The 16,734-nt window shown below is 36.5% G+C and carries 10 protein-coding genes; 8 read left to right on the forward strand and 2 right to left on the reverse strand.

Translation table 11 applies throughout. From position 1 onward, the window contains the following. Both O3798_RS03495 and rny read left to right on the forward strand, forming a co-directional pair. The coding region (locus tag O3798_RS03495; protein ID WP_371463315.1) for a Cna B-type domain-containing protein at positions 1-3,733 on the forward strand (3,733 nt) is incomplete at its 5' end. A gap of 218 nt (positions 3,734-3,951) precedes the next feature. Next, entirely contained in the window at positions 3,952-5,514 is a 1,563-nt protein-coding gene (gene rny, locus O3798_RS03500; RefSeq protein WP_285251911.1) for a ribonuclease Y, read from the forward strand. Positions 5,515-5,652: 138 nt separating this feature from the next. On the opposite strand, the gene O3798_RS03505 is transcribed toward rny, so the two are convergent. Together O3798_RS03505 and recU are read right to left on the reverse strand one after the other, a co-directional pair. Continuing rightward, a complete protein-coding gene (locus O3798_RS03505) occupies positions 5,653-8,145 on the reverse strand; it encodes a transglycosylase domain-containing protein (RefSeq protein ID WP_371463319.1) in 2,493 nt (830 codons plus the stop codon). A 13-nt stretch (positions 8,146-8,158) separates the two neighbouring features. Next, on the reverse strand, positions 8,159-8,743 hold the full coding sequence (recU, locus tag O3798_RS03510; RefSeq protein WP_371463321.1) for a Holliday junction resolvase RecU: 585 nt from the start codon (positions 8,741-8,743) through the stop codon (positions 8,159-8,161). Between the two features lie 216 nt (positions 8,744-8,959). On the opposite strand from recU, the gene tig reads away from it, so the two are divergent. The 6 genes from tig (at position 8,960) to rpoD (ending at position 16,698) form a co-directional block, all read left to right on the forward strand. Beyond that, positions 8,960-10,240 (forward strand): trigger factor, encoded by a 1,281-nt coding sequence (gene tig, locus O3798_RS03515; protein ID WP_371463323.1) that lies wholly within the window; start codon positions 8,960-8,962, stop codon positions 10,238-10,240. Positions 10,241-10,372: 132 nt separating this feature from the next. Beyond that, entirely contained in the window at positions 10,373-11,611 is a 1,239-nt protein-coding gene (gene clpX / locus O3798_RS03520; protein WP_285252061.1) for an ATP-dependent Clp protease ATP-binding subunit ClpX, read from the forward strand. A 101-nt stretch (positions 11,612-11,712) separates the two neighbouring features. Beyond that, the gene (locus tag O3798_RS03525; RefSeq protein ID WP_371463325.1) at positions 11,713-12,990 is read left to right on the forward strand and encodes an MFS transporter; all 1,278 of its coding nucleotides are present in this window, start codon (positions 11,713-11,715) and stop codon (positions 12,988-12,990) included. After that, positions 12,980-13,567 (forward strand): ribosome biogenesis GTP-binding protein YihA/YsxC, encoded by a 588-nt coding sequence (gene yihA, locus O3798_RS03530; protein WP_048714065.1) that lies wholly within the window; start codon positions 12,980-12,982, stop codon positions 13,565-13,567. Before O3798_RS03525 ends, yihA begins: the two co-directional genes overlap by 11 nt. 157 nt (positions 13,568-13,724) lie before the next feature. Continuing rightward, positions 13,725-15,557, forward strand: coding sequence for a DNA primase (gene dnaG, locus O3798_RS03535; protein ID WP_371463327.1), 1,833 nt, complete (start codon positions 13,725-13,727; stop codon positions 15,555-15,557). A gap of 49 nt (positions 15,558-15,606) precedes the next feature. Next, positions 15,607-16,698 carry an RNA polymerase sigma factor RpoD gene (gene rpoD, locus O3798_RS03540; protein ID WP_371445092.1) on the forward strand — a complete coding sequence of 364 codons (1,092 nt, stop codon included), beginning with the start codon at positions 15,607-15,609 and terminating at the stop codon, positions 16,696-16,698. Positions 16,699-16,734: the final 36 nt, after the last annotated feature.

The raw sequence follows: 16,734 nt of genomic DNA on the forward strand, positions 1-16,734 counted from the left end.
TGTTCAATTAGACGGCTCTTTAGTGAGTGAATCTATTGTTGGCGGCTATATTGAGTTTACTTATCCTACAGAATATATCGAGAAATTTACAGTTGCGACTGGTGGACCAGTGATGAGCGTAGATAATTCGACACCAGGTCTATTAAAAGTATACTTGTCAGACATTACGCAAACAACCACAGCAAGTTTTCCTTTTACATTTAAATTTAAGGACCGTGTAACTCCAGAAGGTTATACATTCTCTCCGAAAATCGTGTTAAAAGATAGTACTGGAAACACATTAAAGGAAGTAACGGATTCATTAATTTATAAAGTAAAAGTCGATAAACAGTCATTGTTTAAATATAACGGCACAAATACTACACAAGCGTATACTATTAATAACCGTGAAATTTATGGTGGGAAGGCAACGGGGGAAGCAATTACAAAAGCCTCAGATGTTACTTTCCAATTTAGTTTATCAACGAACACTTTAGGTGGTGGACAAACTCAAAACTGGGGAAATGGAAAAGCACAGACACGTGCTGCAAAAACAATTACAATTACCGACACATTACCAACATATGAAAAAGCTGACGGGACTACAGGAACAGCTGTCTTTGATCCTGCAAAAAATCCAGGATGGACATTAAATGCAGATGGTACTGTTAGTAAAACCATTACTGGTAGCGACACTCTAAATGACACAAATAGTGAAGCGGAACTTGCTTTACGCGAGGAGAGACTTGTTTTAAGTTTTCCAAATGCTAAAACAAAAACGAACATCGTTAATAACGCAAAAACAGAATTGACGTTTATTCAACACGGAGAATCAGAACCAAAATTAACAGTTAGCGATGATATTCAATTTAAACTCATTGGACAATTGATTAGTGATTCTTCTTTCCGTAAATCTAATAACGATAAACAAACTTTAAACGTTGATGCTGGTGCTCCAGATACATCTGTAGCGACATGGATTCTTGGGTTTACGAATACTTCTCCAAGTACAATTTCTAAATTAACATTAGTTGATGAAGACTTAGATGAAAGAATGTATTTCTACTCAGTCGGTTCTCCTGTTTCCAATGCACCATTTGATATGGATGTATATGGGGTAAAAGCAGATGGTACCGAAGTGAAATTAGGAAGTATTGCTAAAGGTAGTAAACAAATTGTGATTGTAGACGAAGATGCCTATAATAAAGTCACAAATCAAGCAAAACAAATTTATGCAGGAACTTTAAAGAAAGATGCCTATCAAAAAGTAAATCGTACTTATGACAGTATAAAAATAAAGCTTCAAGATGGGAAAGTTCTTCAAGCAGGAGAAATTACATCTACATTTATCCAAACGAAATTATTAAATCCATTTGACGAGACTGAACGTAAAGAACCTGTTAGATACAATAATAGTATGCATGCAGAAGGTTTAGTGGATGGCTATGGGGAAGACGGAAAATTCTCTACAAACAAGAGTGAATCATACGAAGATGTAAAAGTGAAAGAAGAAGAAATTCGTATTTCTAAGATTACTCGTTCAAATCCTACAGGTGATTTAGGAGAAGTTGTTGAATATAGTGTTACTGCTGATTTTAGTAACTTATCAGTCAACCGTCGTGTAAATGGAGCTCAAGTGATTGATGTCTTACCTGAGGGAATCACTTATGAAGGGTACTATATTGATAAAAAAGAGCATAGAAACATAGTGAAGGGTGAACCAAGAGTCGTTGAAAATTACAATGGAAGCGGTCGCCAAGCAGTAATTTTTGAGTTGAAGGATCTCGATTTCTACAATGACAAAACGATTGGTCGTGACTTTACAGCAATTGTTTCAGCAACAATTACGAAAGAGGCAATGCCAACAGCCATTCAGAAAGCTGATGATTATAAGAAAAATACAGATAACCATGTATTTCTAGTTGCAAAAGAGTTTTCTCCTTTAGCAAGTAATGTAACGTCTCAAACAATGTTAGACAATGTGTTTAAGATTAAGACACCAGATGGAAAAGTTCCAGATAAAATTGTAGCAGCAAAATCTTCTACGATTGTAAACTTACCGACTGAAATTCGTTCTGAGAAATTTATTTCGACAAAAGATGGAAGTTGGACGCAAGAGTTAGTTCAACACAACTATGGTCAAGAGTATAAATATCAGTTACAAACGAAAAACTATAGTACGTATGATATTGAAACATTTACGTTGTATGATCGTCTTCCGTACGCAGAAGATCAAAATGGTTCTGGATTCACTCCGGTTCTCACAAAAGCTTTAAACGTTGAAAGTAAATATACCGTTTATTATCATACGTCAACAAGCTTGCCAAATTCTCCATATGATGCAACGCAGGCGAGTGGCTGGGTCACAGCAGATCAAATTGCTGATTTTACAAAAGTAACATCCATCAAGGTTGTATTGAATAAAGGTGAAAAGATTGTTCCAGGAGAAGTTGTGAACTTCCTAGTGGATATGAAAACTCCGGAATATGCTGATGGCGCAACAGATACATTAACAGCAACGAATGTATTTTATACAAACCGTAATGCTGAAAATCCATCTGTTTTTGGTGAAACAAATACTGTCACAAATCAATTGCCACAATACATTCCAGTTGCCAAAATTTGGAATGGGGAAAAAGATGCTTCTATTTCAAGTATTAAAGTAGAACTAAGCCGTGCAAGTAATCCGGATGTTGTTCTTGCAACAATGGTCTTAAATGATGCCAACGAGTGGAAAGGTGTCTTTAAACTTACAATTGACGGTAAGGCACTTGACCCAACAGTAACTGATTATCAAGTGAAAGAAGTCATCGATGAAAACTATGGTAAAGATTATGATACAGTCATTACTGGTGAAGCCACTCAAAAAGAAGGATTTACAATCACAAATACACGTAAAACTACAATGCATACTGTTAAAAAAGTATGGGAAGATAATGACAATAAACTTGGCTTACGTAAAGCGATTAAAGTTCAATTGAAACAAAATGGTGAAAACTATGGTGAAGCCATTGAATTGTCAGAGGCGAATGATTGGACATACACATTCAAAGAATTGCCTGAGTCTAATAATAGTGTCGCTTATAAGTATACAGTTGAAGAAGTGGATATTCCAGAAGGATATACGCATGAAGTGACAACAGAAGGGACAAACTCTGTGATTACAAACCGTATTCTTTCAGGAGTTAAACAAGACCTAACATTCAAGAAAAAATTAGAAGGTCGTGAATTAGTTGAAGGAGAATTCACATTTAATCTATTAGATGAAAATGGAAATGTTATTCAAACGGCCAAGAATGCTGCTGATGGAAGCATTACCTTTAAAGATGTGGCATTCGACAAGGCTGGAACTTACAATTATTCAGTAGTAGAGGTTAGTGGTGATGATGCGCAAATCACTTACGATAAGAGCGTTAAAAAGGTATCAATTGAAGTGAAACAAGAAGATAAAGCGTATGTTGCTACTGTAACATATGATGCAGATACAACGTTTAAAAACAAGTATACGGCACCAGCTGTTCCAACTCCTGAACCATCAAAACCACAAAAAGATTTACCAAACACAGGTACATCACCACAACCATCAAAACCACAAAAAGATTTACCAAACACAGGTACATCACCACAACCATCAAAACCACAAAAAGATTTACCAAACACAGGTACATCACCACTTGTGAGTACAATGCTTATGGCAACTGTTCTTGTAATGATTGCTTTAGGATTTGTTTATACAAGCAAGAAAGAAAATTAATCATTTAATTTTGAAAACATCGATTAGTCATAAGACTAGTCGATGTTTTTATTTCGCTGTTGAAAGCCTTTTGATTTTTTGAAAAAAATTCTTTAAATGAATTGACTTTAGCACGTTTCAAGAATACAATAATATTATGTGTTAAATCACATTTAACCATATAAATTATCAATGCAATTTATTTTGATTAAAAATTAAATAGAGACGGAGGTGACTCAATGGACTCAGTAGTAGTAGGTGGCCTCGCGATCTTAGCTTTAATAATTGGAATTGTTGCTGGATATATTGGTTTCAAATCAAATTACGAGAAAAAGTTAGTAGCAGCTCGCGAATCGGCTGAAATGATTATCAAAGATGCAGAAAAAGATGCTGACCGTTTAAAAAAGGAAGTATTATTAGAAGCAAAAGAAGAAAATCATAAATATCGTGCTGAAGTTGAAAATGAGTTAAAAGAAAGACGAAATGAAGTACTTCTTCAAGAAAAGAGAATGATTCAACGTGAAAAGAATTTAGATCGTAAGGATGAAATTCTAGAAAAACGTGAACAATCAATTGAAGTGAAGGAAACAAAGATCCAAGAAAAACTTGAGAGAGTAACAGAAAAAGAAAATCAAGCTGAAGCTCTCGTTGCTAAGCAACAAGAAGAATTGGAACGTATTTCTACAATCAGTAAAGAAGAAGCACAAGAAATTATCATGAAGGACATGACTGAACAATTAAGTAAGGAACGCGCCATCATGATTAAAGAGTCTGAGCAGCTTGCAAAAGATGAAGCAGATAAAAATGCTAAAAATATTATTCTTCAAGCGATTCAACGTTCTGCAGCAGACTTAGTTTCAGAGAACACAGTAACGGTTATGACGTTACCAAGTGATGAAATGAAAGGTCGTATTATCGGACGTGAGGGACGTAACATTCGTACCCTTGAATCATTAACAGGAATTGATGTGATTATCGATGAAACACCAGAAGCGGTGGTATTAAGTGGTTTTGACCCAATTCGTCGTGAAATCGCGAAAATGACGCTTGAAAAATTAATTTCAGACGGTCGTATTCATCCTGCACGTATTGAAGAAATGGTTGAAAAATCTCGTAAAGAAATGGATGAGCGTATTCGTACAATCGGTGAACAAGCAACGTTCGAAGTTGGAATTCACTCATTACATCCTGATTTGATTAAGATTTTAGGTCGTTTATACTTTAGAGCTAGTTACGGTCAAAACGTATTGAACCACAGTATCGAAGTAGCTAAACTTGCTGGTGTAATGGCTGGTGAGTTAGGTGAAGATGTGAACCTTGCAAAACGTGCTGGTTTACTTCACGATATCGGTAAAGCACTCGATCATGAGATTGAAGGTTCTCACGTTGAAATCGGAGCAGAAATCGCTCAGAAATATAAAGAGAATAAGATTGTTGTTAATGCGATTGCCTCTCACCACGGTGATGTAGAAGCAACTTCAACAATCGCGGTACTTGTTGCAGCAGCCGATGCCTTATCAGCAGCTCGCCCAGGTGCTAGACGTGAATCAATCGAAAACTATATTCGTCGATTAGAAAGATTAGAAGCCATTGCAACAGAACACGAAGGTGTTGAACGAAGCTTTGCGATTCAAGCTGGACGTGAAGTTCGTGTAATGGTACAACCTGACAAGATTAGTGATGAAAAAGCGATTATTTTAGCGCATGACATCAAAAATCAAATTGAGGAAGAACTCCAATATCCAGGACATATTAAAGTTACAGTTATTCGTGAGACAAGAGCAGTCGAATATGCTAAGTAATCATTGATTGACTTTGACTCTACTGAAAGAGTAGATGTAAAACTGGAAACCCCATGACTAGCTGTCATGGGGTTTTATTTTACTTTTTATAGATATAAACAAGGCATTCTCTAGTAGAGAATGCCTTGTTTGTTTGAACTATTGATTACGAACTTCTTGAGTCGTTTGTTCATTGTTATTGTTGCTATTATTGTTGTTTTGCTGACGATTATTTTGTTGCTGGTTTTGCTGAGTCGTACGTTCCTCAGCTGTTGTTGGTTGTTCTAGTTGGAACTCGTTTGTAATCGGGTCAGAACTATCTTTACCAACAGTTACAACTAGAGTTACCGATACGCTAGGACCGCTGACGTTTTGGAATGTCACTTTATTTGTTGATACAGTTTGTGTTTGTCCGTTTACAGTGACTTTGTATTGTGGCTTGTCTTTGGAGTTTGTTTGATAATTATCCCACGTTACAGTCAGCGTCTTTTTACTCTTATCGTAAGTAGCTTTCATACCAGTTGGCCCTTCAATCTTCGTTCCATAGTTCTTAGATTGTTGAGTAGGGACGTGACCTTTAACAAATAACTCAGTTGCAATCATGTTCGCTGGAGTTCTTGGTCCAGGTAAGCTTAATGGATCTGAACCGATTTCGATTTGTTGTTTTACAACGCTGTCTGGTTGTACCCAATCTTCTCCGCTAGAAGATTCAGCCATATATTTCATTAAGTAATAGTAAATCAGTCTTGAGTATTCTTGTTCAGTAGTATCTACGCCACCGCCTTGTTCATAGGGGTTATCATAACCAGTCCATGCAGAAATGGTATAGTCGGTAGAGTATCCAATAAACCATGAGTCAGGAATGATATCTTCATAATCACTAGCTCCCATTGCACGTTTTTGTTCAACTGTGTAGTTCGATGAACCAGTTTTGGCAGCTGTAGGTAGTCCAGGAATAGCCGCTTGTGTTGCGAAACCATATTTGAAAGAGTCTTTTAGTACATCCGTAATCATATATGCTGTTGAATCTTTCATCGCTTGTTTTTGTTCAGGTTTAAATTCAGTCACTTGACCATCACGAGTTGTGACTTTTCTTACCGTATATGGTTTTGAATATGTACCATAATTACCAAATGTGGCATATGCTGCTGCCATCTTGATTGGAGAAATATCTGCACCAATCGAGTTGCTTTCTACTAAATAGTCTTGACCATCATTTTTAATTTGAATATCTAGATTGTTCAAGAATGACTTGATATTTGTTTCACCAACAGCTTTAAAGGTTTGTAAAGCTGTTGTATTTCTTGAGTAAACGAGGGCAGTACGTAATGTCATTGCACCTTTGTGACTGAAATCCCAGTTGTTTAATTCAACACCATTTGAATATGTTGTCCTTTGGTCCATGATGGTTTGACCAGTTGAATAGTTGAGGTATTCGATGGCAGGACCGTAGTCGATGACTGGTTTAATCGTTGAACCAGTACTACGTGTATTGTCAGTTGCACGGTTATAACCAAGTAGAGTCGTTTGCTTACGACCACCGTTGACGGCGCGAACTGCACCAGTTTTTGTATCGAGCATAACAACGGCATTTTGAATTTTTTCATTTACATATTGAATGTAATCATTTGTATTCACGATATCGTATAAACGTTGTTGTGCTTTAGAGTCGATAGTTGTTTCAATGGTAAGTCCATCGTTATAAGGGTCGAGGCCTGTTTTTTCTTGAACTTCTTTAAGAACCATTGTTACGAACGAATCGTAAACAAGTGCTTTATCATTACTGTTTACATTATTATCATGTGCGATTAAACCATCAGTGACTGGAGTAGCAACTGCTTGGTCATATTGTTCTTTTGTAATCTTTCCATTTTCTTTCATGGAATAGAGTACTAAGTCACGTCGTTCTTTTGCTTGATCCGCATTGGCATATGGATCGTATGAGTTTGGTGCTTGTGGCAATCCGGCAAGTAGAGCTACTTGAGGTAAGCTTAATTCAGATAATTCTTTATTGAAGTAGTAGTGTGAAGCAGTACCAAATCCGTATACATTATTTGCCATGTACACTTTATTTAAGTAGTACGTCAGAATTTGTTCTTTAGAGTAATTTCGCTCTAATTGAAGGGCTAGCATGATTTCTTGAATTTTACGTTTATAGGTTTGGTCTTCTTTTTTAGTAGAGAAGACCGCTAATTTCACTAACTGTTGAGTAATCGTACTACCACCTTGAGTGATTTGACCAGCTTTTGCGTTTCGTAGGAATGAACCAGCGATACGGATTGGGTCAATCCCCATATGAGAGTAGAAACGTTTATCCTCGATTGAGGTGATGGCATCTTTTAGTAATTGAGGGACTTGTTCACTAGTGATAATATCTCGTTTTTCACCACCAAGTGAATAAATCAGTTCGCCATCTTTATCAAGGATTTTAGTTTCAGTAGCTCCTTCTAAATCACTAGCTTGAATGGTAGGAGCAGTCGCACCGTAGTAAGCGAAGATTGCAACGATAGCAATAATAGCCACAGTCACAAAAGCAGCTATACCAATTAAAATTTTCTTCCACAATTTCTTTTTATTAGTAGAACTTGGGTGCTTCTTCCTTGAATTTCGATGCTGAGATGAACGACTTTGTTCAGTATTGTTTTCAGTCATAGATTGACCTCCTTTATAATAGAGCATCTACTGCGTCTAAATAATTTAGAGTCATTTGCAGCGATAGCTCGATTGGTTGACCGTGTTCTTTGATATAGGTCAACGGAATAGATTGACGTTTCGTGCTTGAATCGTGAATGAATTGTTCAATCATTTTGGATTCAAGTAAGTAATATTCTTTCAAACTAGAAAAATAAAAAATAACAAAAGCGATACCGCCTTGTTCACAGCACTCTTTCATATGTTCTAGTTGATGCGTATGAATATTTTTTAGTGGGAAAGAAGTTTTGTTCTTCGTTTCCTTTGCTTCAAAGTCGATGTATCTTCCTTTATACACACCGTTATAGTCGGTTGTAGACGCCTGACGAAAATAGGCTTCCGTAATCTGCGCTGCGCTTCTTGCAGGGTAGTTTACTTTAACGACTTGAATCGGTGTCGGTTTCTTGTGGATAACTGCTCGTTTTTGAAGGCGATAGAGTTCATTGGTTTGATTCAATATGTTCTCTAAACCCATACCGCGACTACTATAATTTGTTTGCATTGTTTGAGACCGAGTAGCTCGTGATAATTGTTTTTGACCTTTTGGATATTGAATCATTTTATCCCTCCTATGGCGTCTATTATAACATTTTGGCCGAAAAATGAGAAAAACTATTGCTTTTGTTACATTTTCTTAATCTCTATTCAAAATTCTTGTTAAATAACTGGCGTTTAAGTCAATTATGTTTTACAAAAGAGGAAGAGTATTGTAAAATAAATGAGTATGTAAATCCATTCATCTTTAAGGTGAATAATGAATTTATGGAGGAATAATATGACAGCAAAATTCGAAAAAGTTGAAACAAATAAAGTTGTTTTAACATTTGAAATCTCACAAGAAGATATTAAAAAAGGTTTGGACCAAGCGTTTAACCGCGTTAAAAAGAACGTGAATGTACCTGGTTTCCGTAAAGGTAAAGTAAGCCGTCAAGTATTTGAAAAAATGTACGGTGAAGAAGCTTTATACCAAGATGCATTAAACATTCTTTTACCAGATGCATATGATAATGCAGTTGAAGAAACTGATATTTTCCCAGTAACTCAACCAACAATCGATATCGAATCAATCGAAAAAGGTAAACCATGGGTTATTAAAGCAGAAGTAATTGTTAAACCTGAAGTTAAATTAGGTGAATACAAAGGCTTAACTGTTGAAAAACAAGATCGTACAGTATCTGAACAAGATGTTGAAAATCGCCTATTACAAGAACAAGCTCGTGCAGCTGAATTAGTTGTAAAAGAAGATGCAGCTGAATTAGGAGACACAGTTGTAATCGACTTCGAAGGTTTCTTAGGTGACGAAGCTTTTGAAGGCGGAAAAGGTGAAAACCACTCATTAGAATTAGGTTCAGGTTCATTCATCCCAGGTTTCGAAGACCAATTAGTTGGCGCTAAAGAAGGCGATGAAGTAGAAGTAAAAGTGACTTTCCCAGAAGAATACCATGCTGAAAACTTAAAAGGTCAAGAAGCAGTATTCAAAGTTAAAGTTCACGAAGTAAAAACTAAAGAATTACCTGAATTAACAGATGAATTCGCTAAAGATGTTGATGATTCAGTTGAAACATTAGCAGAATTAAAAGAAAAATTCCGTAAAGAATTAGAAGAAGCTAAAGCAGCAGCTGCTGATGAAGCAGTAGCAGACGAAGCTTTACGTAAAGCAGTAGAAAACGCTGCAATCGTTGAATTACCACACGAAATGGTTCACGACGAAGTTCACCGTCAAATGGAACACTACTTAAACGATATGCGTCGTAACGGAATCTCTCCTGAAATGTACTACCAAATCACTGGTACAACAGAAGCAGATTTACACAAAATGATGGAAAAAGACGCTGATGTTCGTACTAAGACAAACTTAGTATTAGAACAAATCGTTAAAGAAGAAGGCATCGAAGCAACTGATGAAGATGTAGCTAACGAAGTGAAAGAATTAGCTGCTCAATACGGTATGGAAGAAGATGCAGTTCGTGCTGCTGTTTCAGTAGATATGTTGAAAAACGATATCTCAATGAAGAAAGCATTAGCTGTAATTACTGATTCTGCTAAAGAAGCTTAATTTTATAAAATTAAATAGAAAAGCGCCGGTTTCGCTAGAGACCGGCGCTTTTTGAAACAACATTTCTTGTTGAATATAGTGACTTATGGTACTCTTAAATTGAGAAATCAGGAAAAGAATGGAGGTTTCAGATTGTATAAAGATGAAACAAAACAAGTAAGATGTTCATTTTGTGGAAAATCACAAGAACAAGTAAAGAAAATTATCGCTGGTCCTGATGTATTTATTTGTAATGAATGTGTTGATTTATGTAAAGAAATTATCGATGAAGAGTTTTCTTCTATGACAATGGATGAAATGATAGAGGTATTAAAGCCTCAAGAAATCCTAAAGGTATTAAACGATTACGTCGTTGGTCAAGATCATGCAAAGAAATCATTAGCAGTAGCGGTTTACAATCACTATAAACGTATTAATCACTTATTTAGTGAAGATGACGACGTTGAATTACAAAAGAGCAACATTTGTTTAATTGGACCAACTGGGTCTGGTAAAACTTATTTAGCTCAGTCATTAGCGCGTATTTTAAATGTTCCATTTGCGATAGCGGATGCGACTACGTTAACGGAAGCTGGTTACGTTGGTGAGGATGTTGAAAATATTCTTCTAAAACTATTACAAGCGACAGACTATGATATTGAACGTGCTGAAAAAGGGATTATTTATATTGATGAGATTGATAAGATTGCCCGTAAGAGCGAGAATGTATCTATTACTCGTGATGTAAGTGGTGAAGGGGTTCAACAAGCCTTACTGAAAATTTTAGAAGGGACTGTTGCGTCTGTTCCACCTCAAGGAGGACGCAAGCATCCACATCAAGAACTCATTCAAATCGACACTACGAATATTTTATTTATCGTTGGTGGAGCGTTTGATGGAATTGAAACAATTGTGAAAGAACGTCTTGGTGCTAAAGTAATCGGATTTGGATCTTCTAATAAAAACTTATCGAGTCACGAAAGTTTAATGCAGTTGATTATTCCAGAAGATTTACAAAAATTCGGACTTATTCCAGAGTTTATTGGACGTCTTCCAATCACTGCAGCGTTAGAACCGTTGAGTAAAGACGATTTAGTCGATATTTTAACGAAACCAAAGAATGCATTAGTGAAGCAGTATCAAAAACTCTTTGCCATGGATAACGTGGAATTAGAGTTTGAACCAGCAGCGCTTCAAGCAATTGCTGCTAAAGCGATTGAACGTCGCACGGGTGCGCGTGGTTTAAGAAGTATTATTGAATCTGTCATGATGGATTTAATGTTTGAAATTCCAAGTCGTGAAGATATTACAAAAGTGGTCGTTACAGAAGCTATTGTGAACGGAACTGGCGAACCTGATTTGTATGATGAAGAAAATCGATTGATTTCCTAGGGATTTTCAACAAAATATGTTAGGATAGAATGTGGTATAATGGGTGCATTATATTGCATTCTATTTTTATTTAAGAATATATGATTAAGGGAGATAACAGCATGAAAGGATTGAAATCCTTAATATCGAAACATTACACAAAAGAAGAATTCGCTTGGATTATGCAGGACTGGGCCAATTCAGTTTATTCTTTAATGATTACTACGGCCATTTTTCCGTTGTATTTTAAAACCGTATCTTCTAATGCTGGCCTTAGTGCGGCTGATTCTACTGCATTTTTAGGATATGCAAACTCGATTGCGACATTTGCCGTTTCTATTATGGCGCCGGTTCTTGGAGCTTTAGCGGATTATAAAGGTTATCGAAATCCGATGTTCACCTGGAGTACATTGCTTGGAGTATTTTCAGTTATTGGAATGATGTTTGCTGAAACAGATCAATGGATTTTATTATTAGCATTGTATACTTTATCGGCAATCGGATATTCAGCTTCGAACATTTTCTATGATAGTTCGATTATGGATGTAACCACTTATGATCGTATGGATAGAATTTCCGCAGCTGGATACGGGTATGGATATATCGGAAGTGTATTCCCGTTTGTATTATTTATGATGATTATGCAGTTTAGTGGATTGAATTCAAACGCAATCGTTATGGCTGGTTTCTTCATTACAGCCGCATGGTGGTTTATCTTTACGGTTCCGTACTGGTTGCATGTAACTCAAAAATCATTTATTGAAAAACCCGAGAAACCTATTAAAGAAAGTTTCATGCGTTTATGGGGAACGATTAAACGTATTGGAGAACATAAACAAGTATTCTTATTCTTACTCGCTTATTTCTTCTACATCGACGGAGTAGGTACGATTATTAAAATGGCAACAGCAATCGGTTCGGATATGGGACTCGATAGCAATAGCTTAATTGTTATCTTATTAATTGTTCAAATCGTGGCGTTTCCATTTAGTTTACTTTATGGATACTTATCAAAACGCTTTGGTAACAAGAAAACATTATTCCTAGGAATTGGTACGTATATTTTAATTTGTGTGATGGCTTTATGGTTAAATTCATACACAGATTTCCTTATCTTAGCGATTCTAATCGGTACTGCTCAAGGTGGGGTACAATCGCTCAGCCGATCATTATTCGGTCAATTGATTCCAGCCAACAGAGCAAATGAATTCTTTGGATTCTATAATATTTTTGGTAAATTCTCATCAATTTTAGGAACTACATTACTTGGGATTACCGCTCAAATGACTGGTAATTCATTAGATGGTGTCTTCTCATTAATTATCTTGTTCGTAATTGGTTCAGTCTTACTATTCTTCGTGAAGTTGCCAACTCAGAAAGGATTAGAAAATGAAGGTTAATAAAGCCGAATTTACAATTAGTGCTGTAGGACCAGCGCAATATCCTTCTGGAAACCTTCCAGAAATTGCATTATCAGGTCGTTCAAACGTTGGAAAATCATCTTTTATTAATAAGTTGATTCAACGTAAAAGCTTAGCACGTACCTCAAGTAAACCAGGTAAAACCCAAACATTGAACTTCTATCATATTAATGAACAGTTCTATTTCGTGGATGTACCAGGATATGGATATGCTAAAGTGTCTAAGAAGGAACGCGAAAAATGGGGGAAGATGATTGAGGAGTACATTACGACTCGCGAACCTCTTCGTTTAGTACTTATCTTAGTGGACTTTAGACATGAACCAAGTCAAGAAGATGTTCAAATGCGTGAATTTTTAGAGTATTACAATATTCCATATCGAATTGTGATGACGAAATGTGATAAGATTCCTCGTGGAAAATGGAATAAACATGTCAGCGTGATTCGAAAAGCATTTGGCAAACCACCAGAAGACTTATTCTTAACATTCTCATCTGAAACTGGTGAAGGAGTAGAGAAAGCTTGGGCGTGGATTGAAGAATTTATTGCCGACTAAAAAACAAGAGATACCGTATACGGTATCTCTTGTTTTGTTTAAAAGAAAAAGAAGGTCACTTGTAAGGAAAATAAAACTTGCTCCATTGCATTAAATCGCGAATTATGATATATTATATGCTGTATCATTAGGCGTAGTGTATGGAGGGAGTTTTTTTATGAGTCAACGATTATCAAAAGAAACGATTCAAAGTATACAATCGCAAGTGAATATTCTCGATATTGTAGGGCAGTTTGTCCAATTGAGAAAGCAAGGAAAGAGTCTTTTTGGCCGTTGTCCTTTCCATGATGAAAGAACACCTTCATTTACCGTCACAGAAGAAAAACAGTTATTTCACTGTTTTAGTTGTGGACGCGGTGGAAATGTTTTTAACTTCATGCAGGAATTGGAAAGTTTATCTTTCCCAGAATCGGTTGTTAGGGTAGCAGAACTTGCACATATTCCTCTCGATGTAGAAATTCCTTCTAGTCAACAAGCAATTCCTCAAAAAGAGAGAAAGTTGTTTGCGGCACATGAAAAAGCGAGTGAGTTTTACTCGCACGTCTTATTTAATACAAAAGGTGGACAAGAAGCACTTCATTACTTAACTGATCGTGGTTATACGATTGATACGTTAAAAGAATTTGGATTTGGGTTCTCGTTAAAAGACCGCACGCAGCTGACACAGCTCTTACAAGATTTAGAGCTAACAGAACAAGAAATGGAAGCGACAGGTCTATTCGTTGAAAGTCAAACTGGATTCTTTGATCGTTTTAATCAGCGGATTATGATTCCTCTTCGTAATGAACATGGGCAAATTGTCGGATTTTCTGGACGCGTGTTGCCAGGTTATTCGGATGAGTTCGCTTCTCAGGCTAAATATTTAAATAGTCCTGAAACACCGCTCTTTGCGAAAAGAAACTTCTTATTTAACTTTGATTTAGCAAAGAAGAATATTCGTAAAGAAAATAAAGTTATCCTTTTTGAAGGATATATGGATGTTATTTCTGCTTGGCAAGCGGGAGTTCAACTAGGAGTAGCTTCAATGGGAACGTCTCTAACACCAGAGCAAATTCAAAAGCTTCGTCATGTGACGGATACGATTTTGATTGCTTATGATGGTGATAGAGCAGGTTTGGAGGCAACAAACCGAGCGATTGAAATGATTCAATCCACGAATGCTTTTAGTATCGGGATTATTCCGTTTGATAATGGTCTAGATCCGGATGAATTTATCAAGCAACGTGGTTCCCAGGCGTTTATCGATTTAGTTGAACACGGGCAAGAAACCATCTATCAATTTAAAAAGAGATTCCTTTCTAAGAAATATCAACTGCAAGTTGAGAGTCAAAAGATTCAGTATATCGAAGAGATGATTATTGAACTGGCGAAGCTCACAAATGATGTTGAAAAGAATCTTGCGATGAAGTCTCTTGCAGATGAGTTTAATCTTGATTACACAACGATTCAAAATCAAGTGAAACAAAAGCAAGTTCAAACTTCACAGAATTTCCAAGCGCCACCTATATCAAGTGTGAAAACGCAACAAGTGCCTGTCGTGAACAGACCGTTTATTAAAAATGAAGGTATTCAAAGGCATTTAATTTACCGCTTGATGCATCATAATGAAGCTTGGACATATCTGAATCGTATTAATCCAGAATTTTCTTTTCCAGACGCATTATATGAGCAATTATATTTACACATTCAGGCGTTTAGAAATGAAGAAGAGGAATTTGATGTTCAAGAATTTATGTTGTTTTTAAACGATAAAGATTTAATGAACAGAAATCTGGTATCTGAAATCGAACTAGGTCAGTTTCCTCCAGAATGTACGGAACAAGAGATTCAAGATTTAGTATATGTACTTTCACAAAAGAATACTCTGAAAGAGCAGTTAGCACAAAAAAAGGAAGAGTTGAATCGAGCTGCTCTTGTGAACGATGATGAAACCAGAAAGAAATTGATGGTCGAAATCATGGAGATTCAACGACAATTAAGGAAAAGATAGAATGGAGGAATGGTGAATGACAGTTCAAAAAAATGAAAAAGGTCAAACACTGAATGAAGCAACTTCAACGCTTCTTGCAGAACGAAAATTATTCGGTCAAATTTTATACGATGATTTATCTGCGCAAATCGCAATCCCATTTGAGTTGGATGCGGAAGGAATGGATAAATTAATTCAAAAGTTTGAGGATGCAGGGGTTAGTGTTGTAGATGCTAACGGTGAACCAACAAGCCAACAATTGTCAGCAGAAAGCCAACGTGAAGCTGAAACTGGCGTTGTTGAAGATGATACTGCCTTATCTTCAAATACGAAGATTAATGACTCCGTTCGTATGTATTTGAAAGAAATCGGACGAGTTCCACTTCTTAGCGCGGATGAAGAAGTTGCATTAGCGCTCCGTATCCAAGAAGGCGATACAGAAGCTAAACAAGAGTTAGCGGAAGCCAACCTTCGTTTAGTAGTATCAATTGCAAAACGTTATGTAGGACGTGGAATGCAATTCTTGGACTTAATCCAAGAAGGAAACATGGGCTTAATGAAAGCCGTTGAGAAATTTGACCATACAAAAGGGTTCAAATTCTCAACTTATGCAACATGGTGGATTCGTCAAGCAATCACTCGTGCCATTGCAGACCAAGCGCGTACAATTCGTATTCCAGTACATATGGTTGAAACAATCAACAAATTAGTACGTGTTCAAAGACAACTATTACAAGATTTAGGACGCGAACCTACACCGGAAGAAATCGGTGCAGAAATGGATTTACCAACTGAAAAAGTTCGTGAAATTCTAAAGATCGCTCAAGAACCTGTATCTCTTGAAACGCCAATTGGGGAAGAGGACGATTCACATTTAGGTGATTTCATTGAAGATGACAATGCAACAAGTCCAGCTGATCATACAGCATATGCATTGTTGAAAGAACAACTAGATGAAGTTCTTGAACAATTAACTGACCGTGAAGAAAACGTACTTCGTTTACGTTTTGGTCTTGATAAAAACGGAGAAATCCGTACATTAGAACAAGTAGGGCAAGTATTCGGGGTAACTCGTGAACGTATTCGTCAAATTGAAGCGAAAGCATTACGTAAATTACGCCATCCAAGCCGTTCTAAACAATTAAAAGACTTCTTAGATTAAGAAATTAGTAAAAGAAGCAATCCTTAGGGGTTGCTT

The organism is Granulicatella sp. 20925_1_45, from assembly GCF_041433555.1.
In the GTDB taxonomy this organism is placed as follows: domain Bacteria; phylum Bacillota; class Bacilli; order Lactobacillales; family Aerococcaceae; genus Granulicatella.

Bases quoted from the DNA above. Each gene is read 5' to 3' on its own strand.
- dnaG (WP_371463327.1), top strand. From the start codon at position 13,725: ATGAGTCAACGATTATCAAAAGAAACGATTCAAAGTATACAATCGCAA.
- O3798_RS03505 (WP_371463319.1), bottom strand. From the start codon at position 8,145: ATGACTGAAAACAATACTGAACAAAGTCGTTCATCTCAGCATCGAAAT.
- tig (WP_371463323.1), top strand. From the start codon at position 8,960: ATGACAGCAAAATTCGAAAAAGTTGAAACAAATAAAGTTGTTTTAACA.
- yihA (WP_048714065.1), top strand. From the start codon at position 12,980: ATGAAGGTTAATAAAGCCGAATTTACAATTAGTGCTGTAGGACCAGCG.
- rny (WP_285251911.1), top strand. From the start codon at position 3,952: ATGGACTCAGTAGTAGTAGGTGGCCTCGCGATCTTAGCTTTAATAATT.
- recU (WP_371463321.1), bottom strand. From the start codon at position 8,743: ATGATTCAATATCCAAAAGGTCAAAAACAATTATCACGAGCTACTCGG.
- O3798_RS03525 (WP_371463325.1), top strand. From the start codon at position 11,713: ATGAAAGGATTGAAATCCTTAATATCGAAACATTACACAAAAGAAGAA.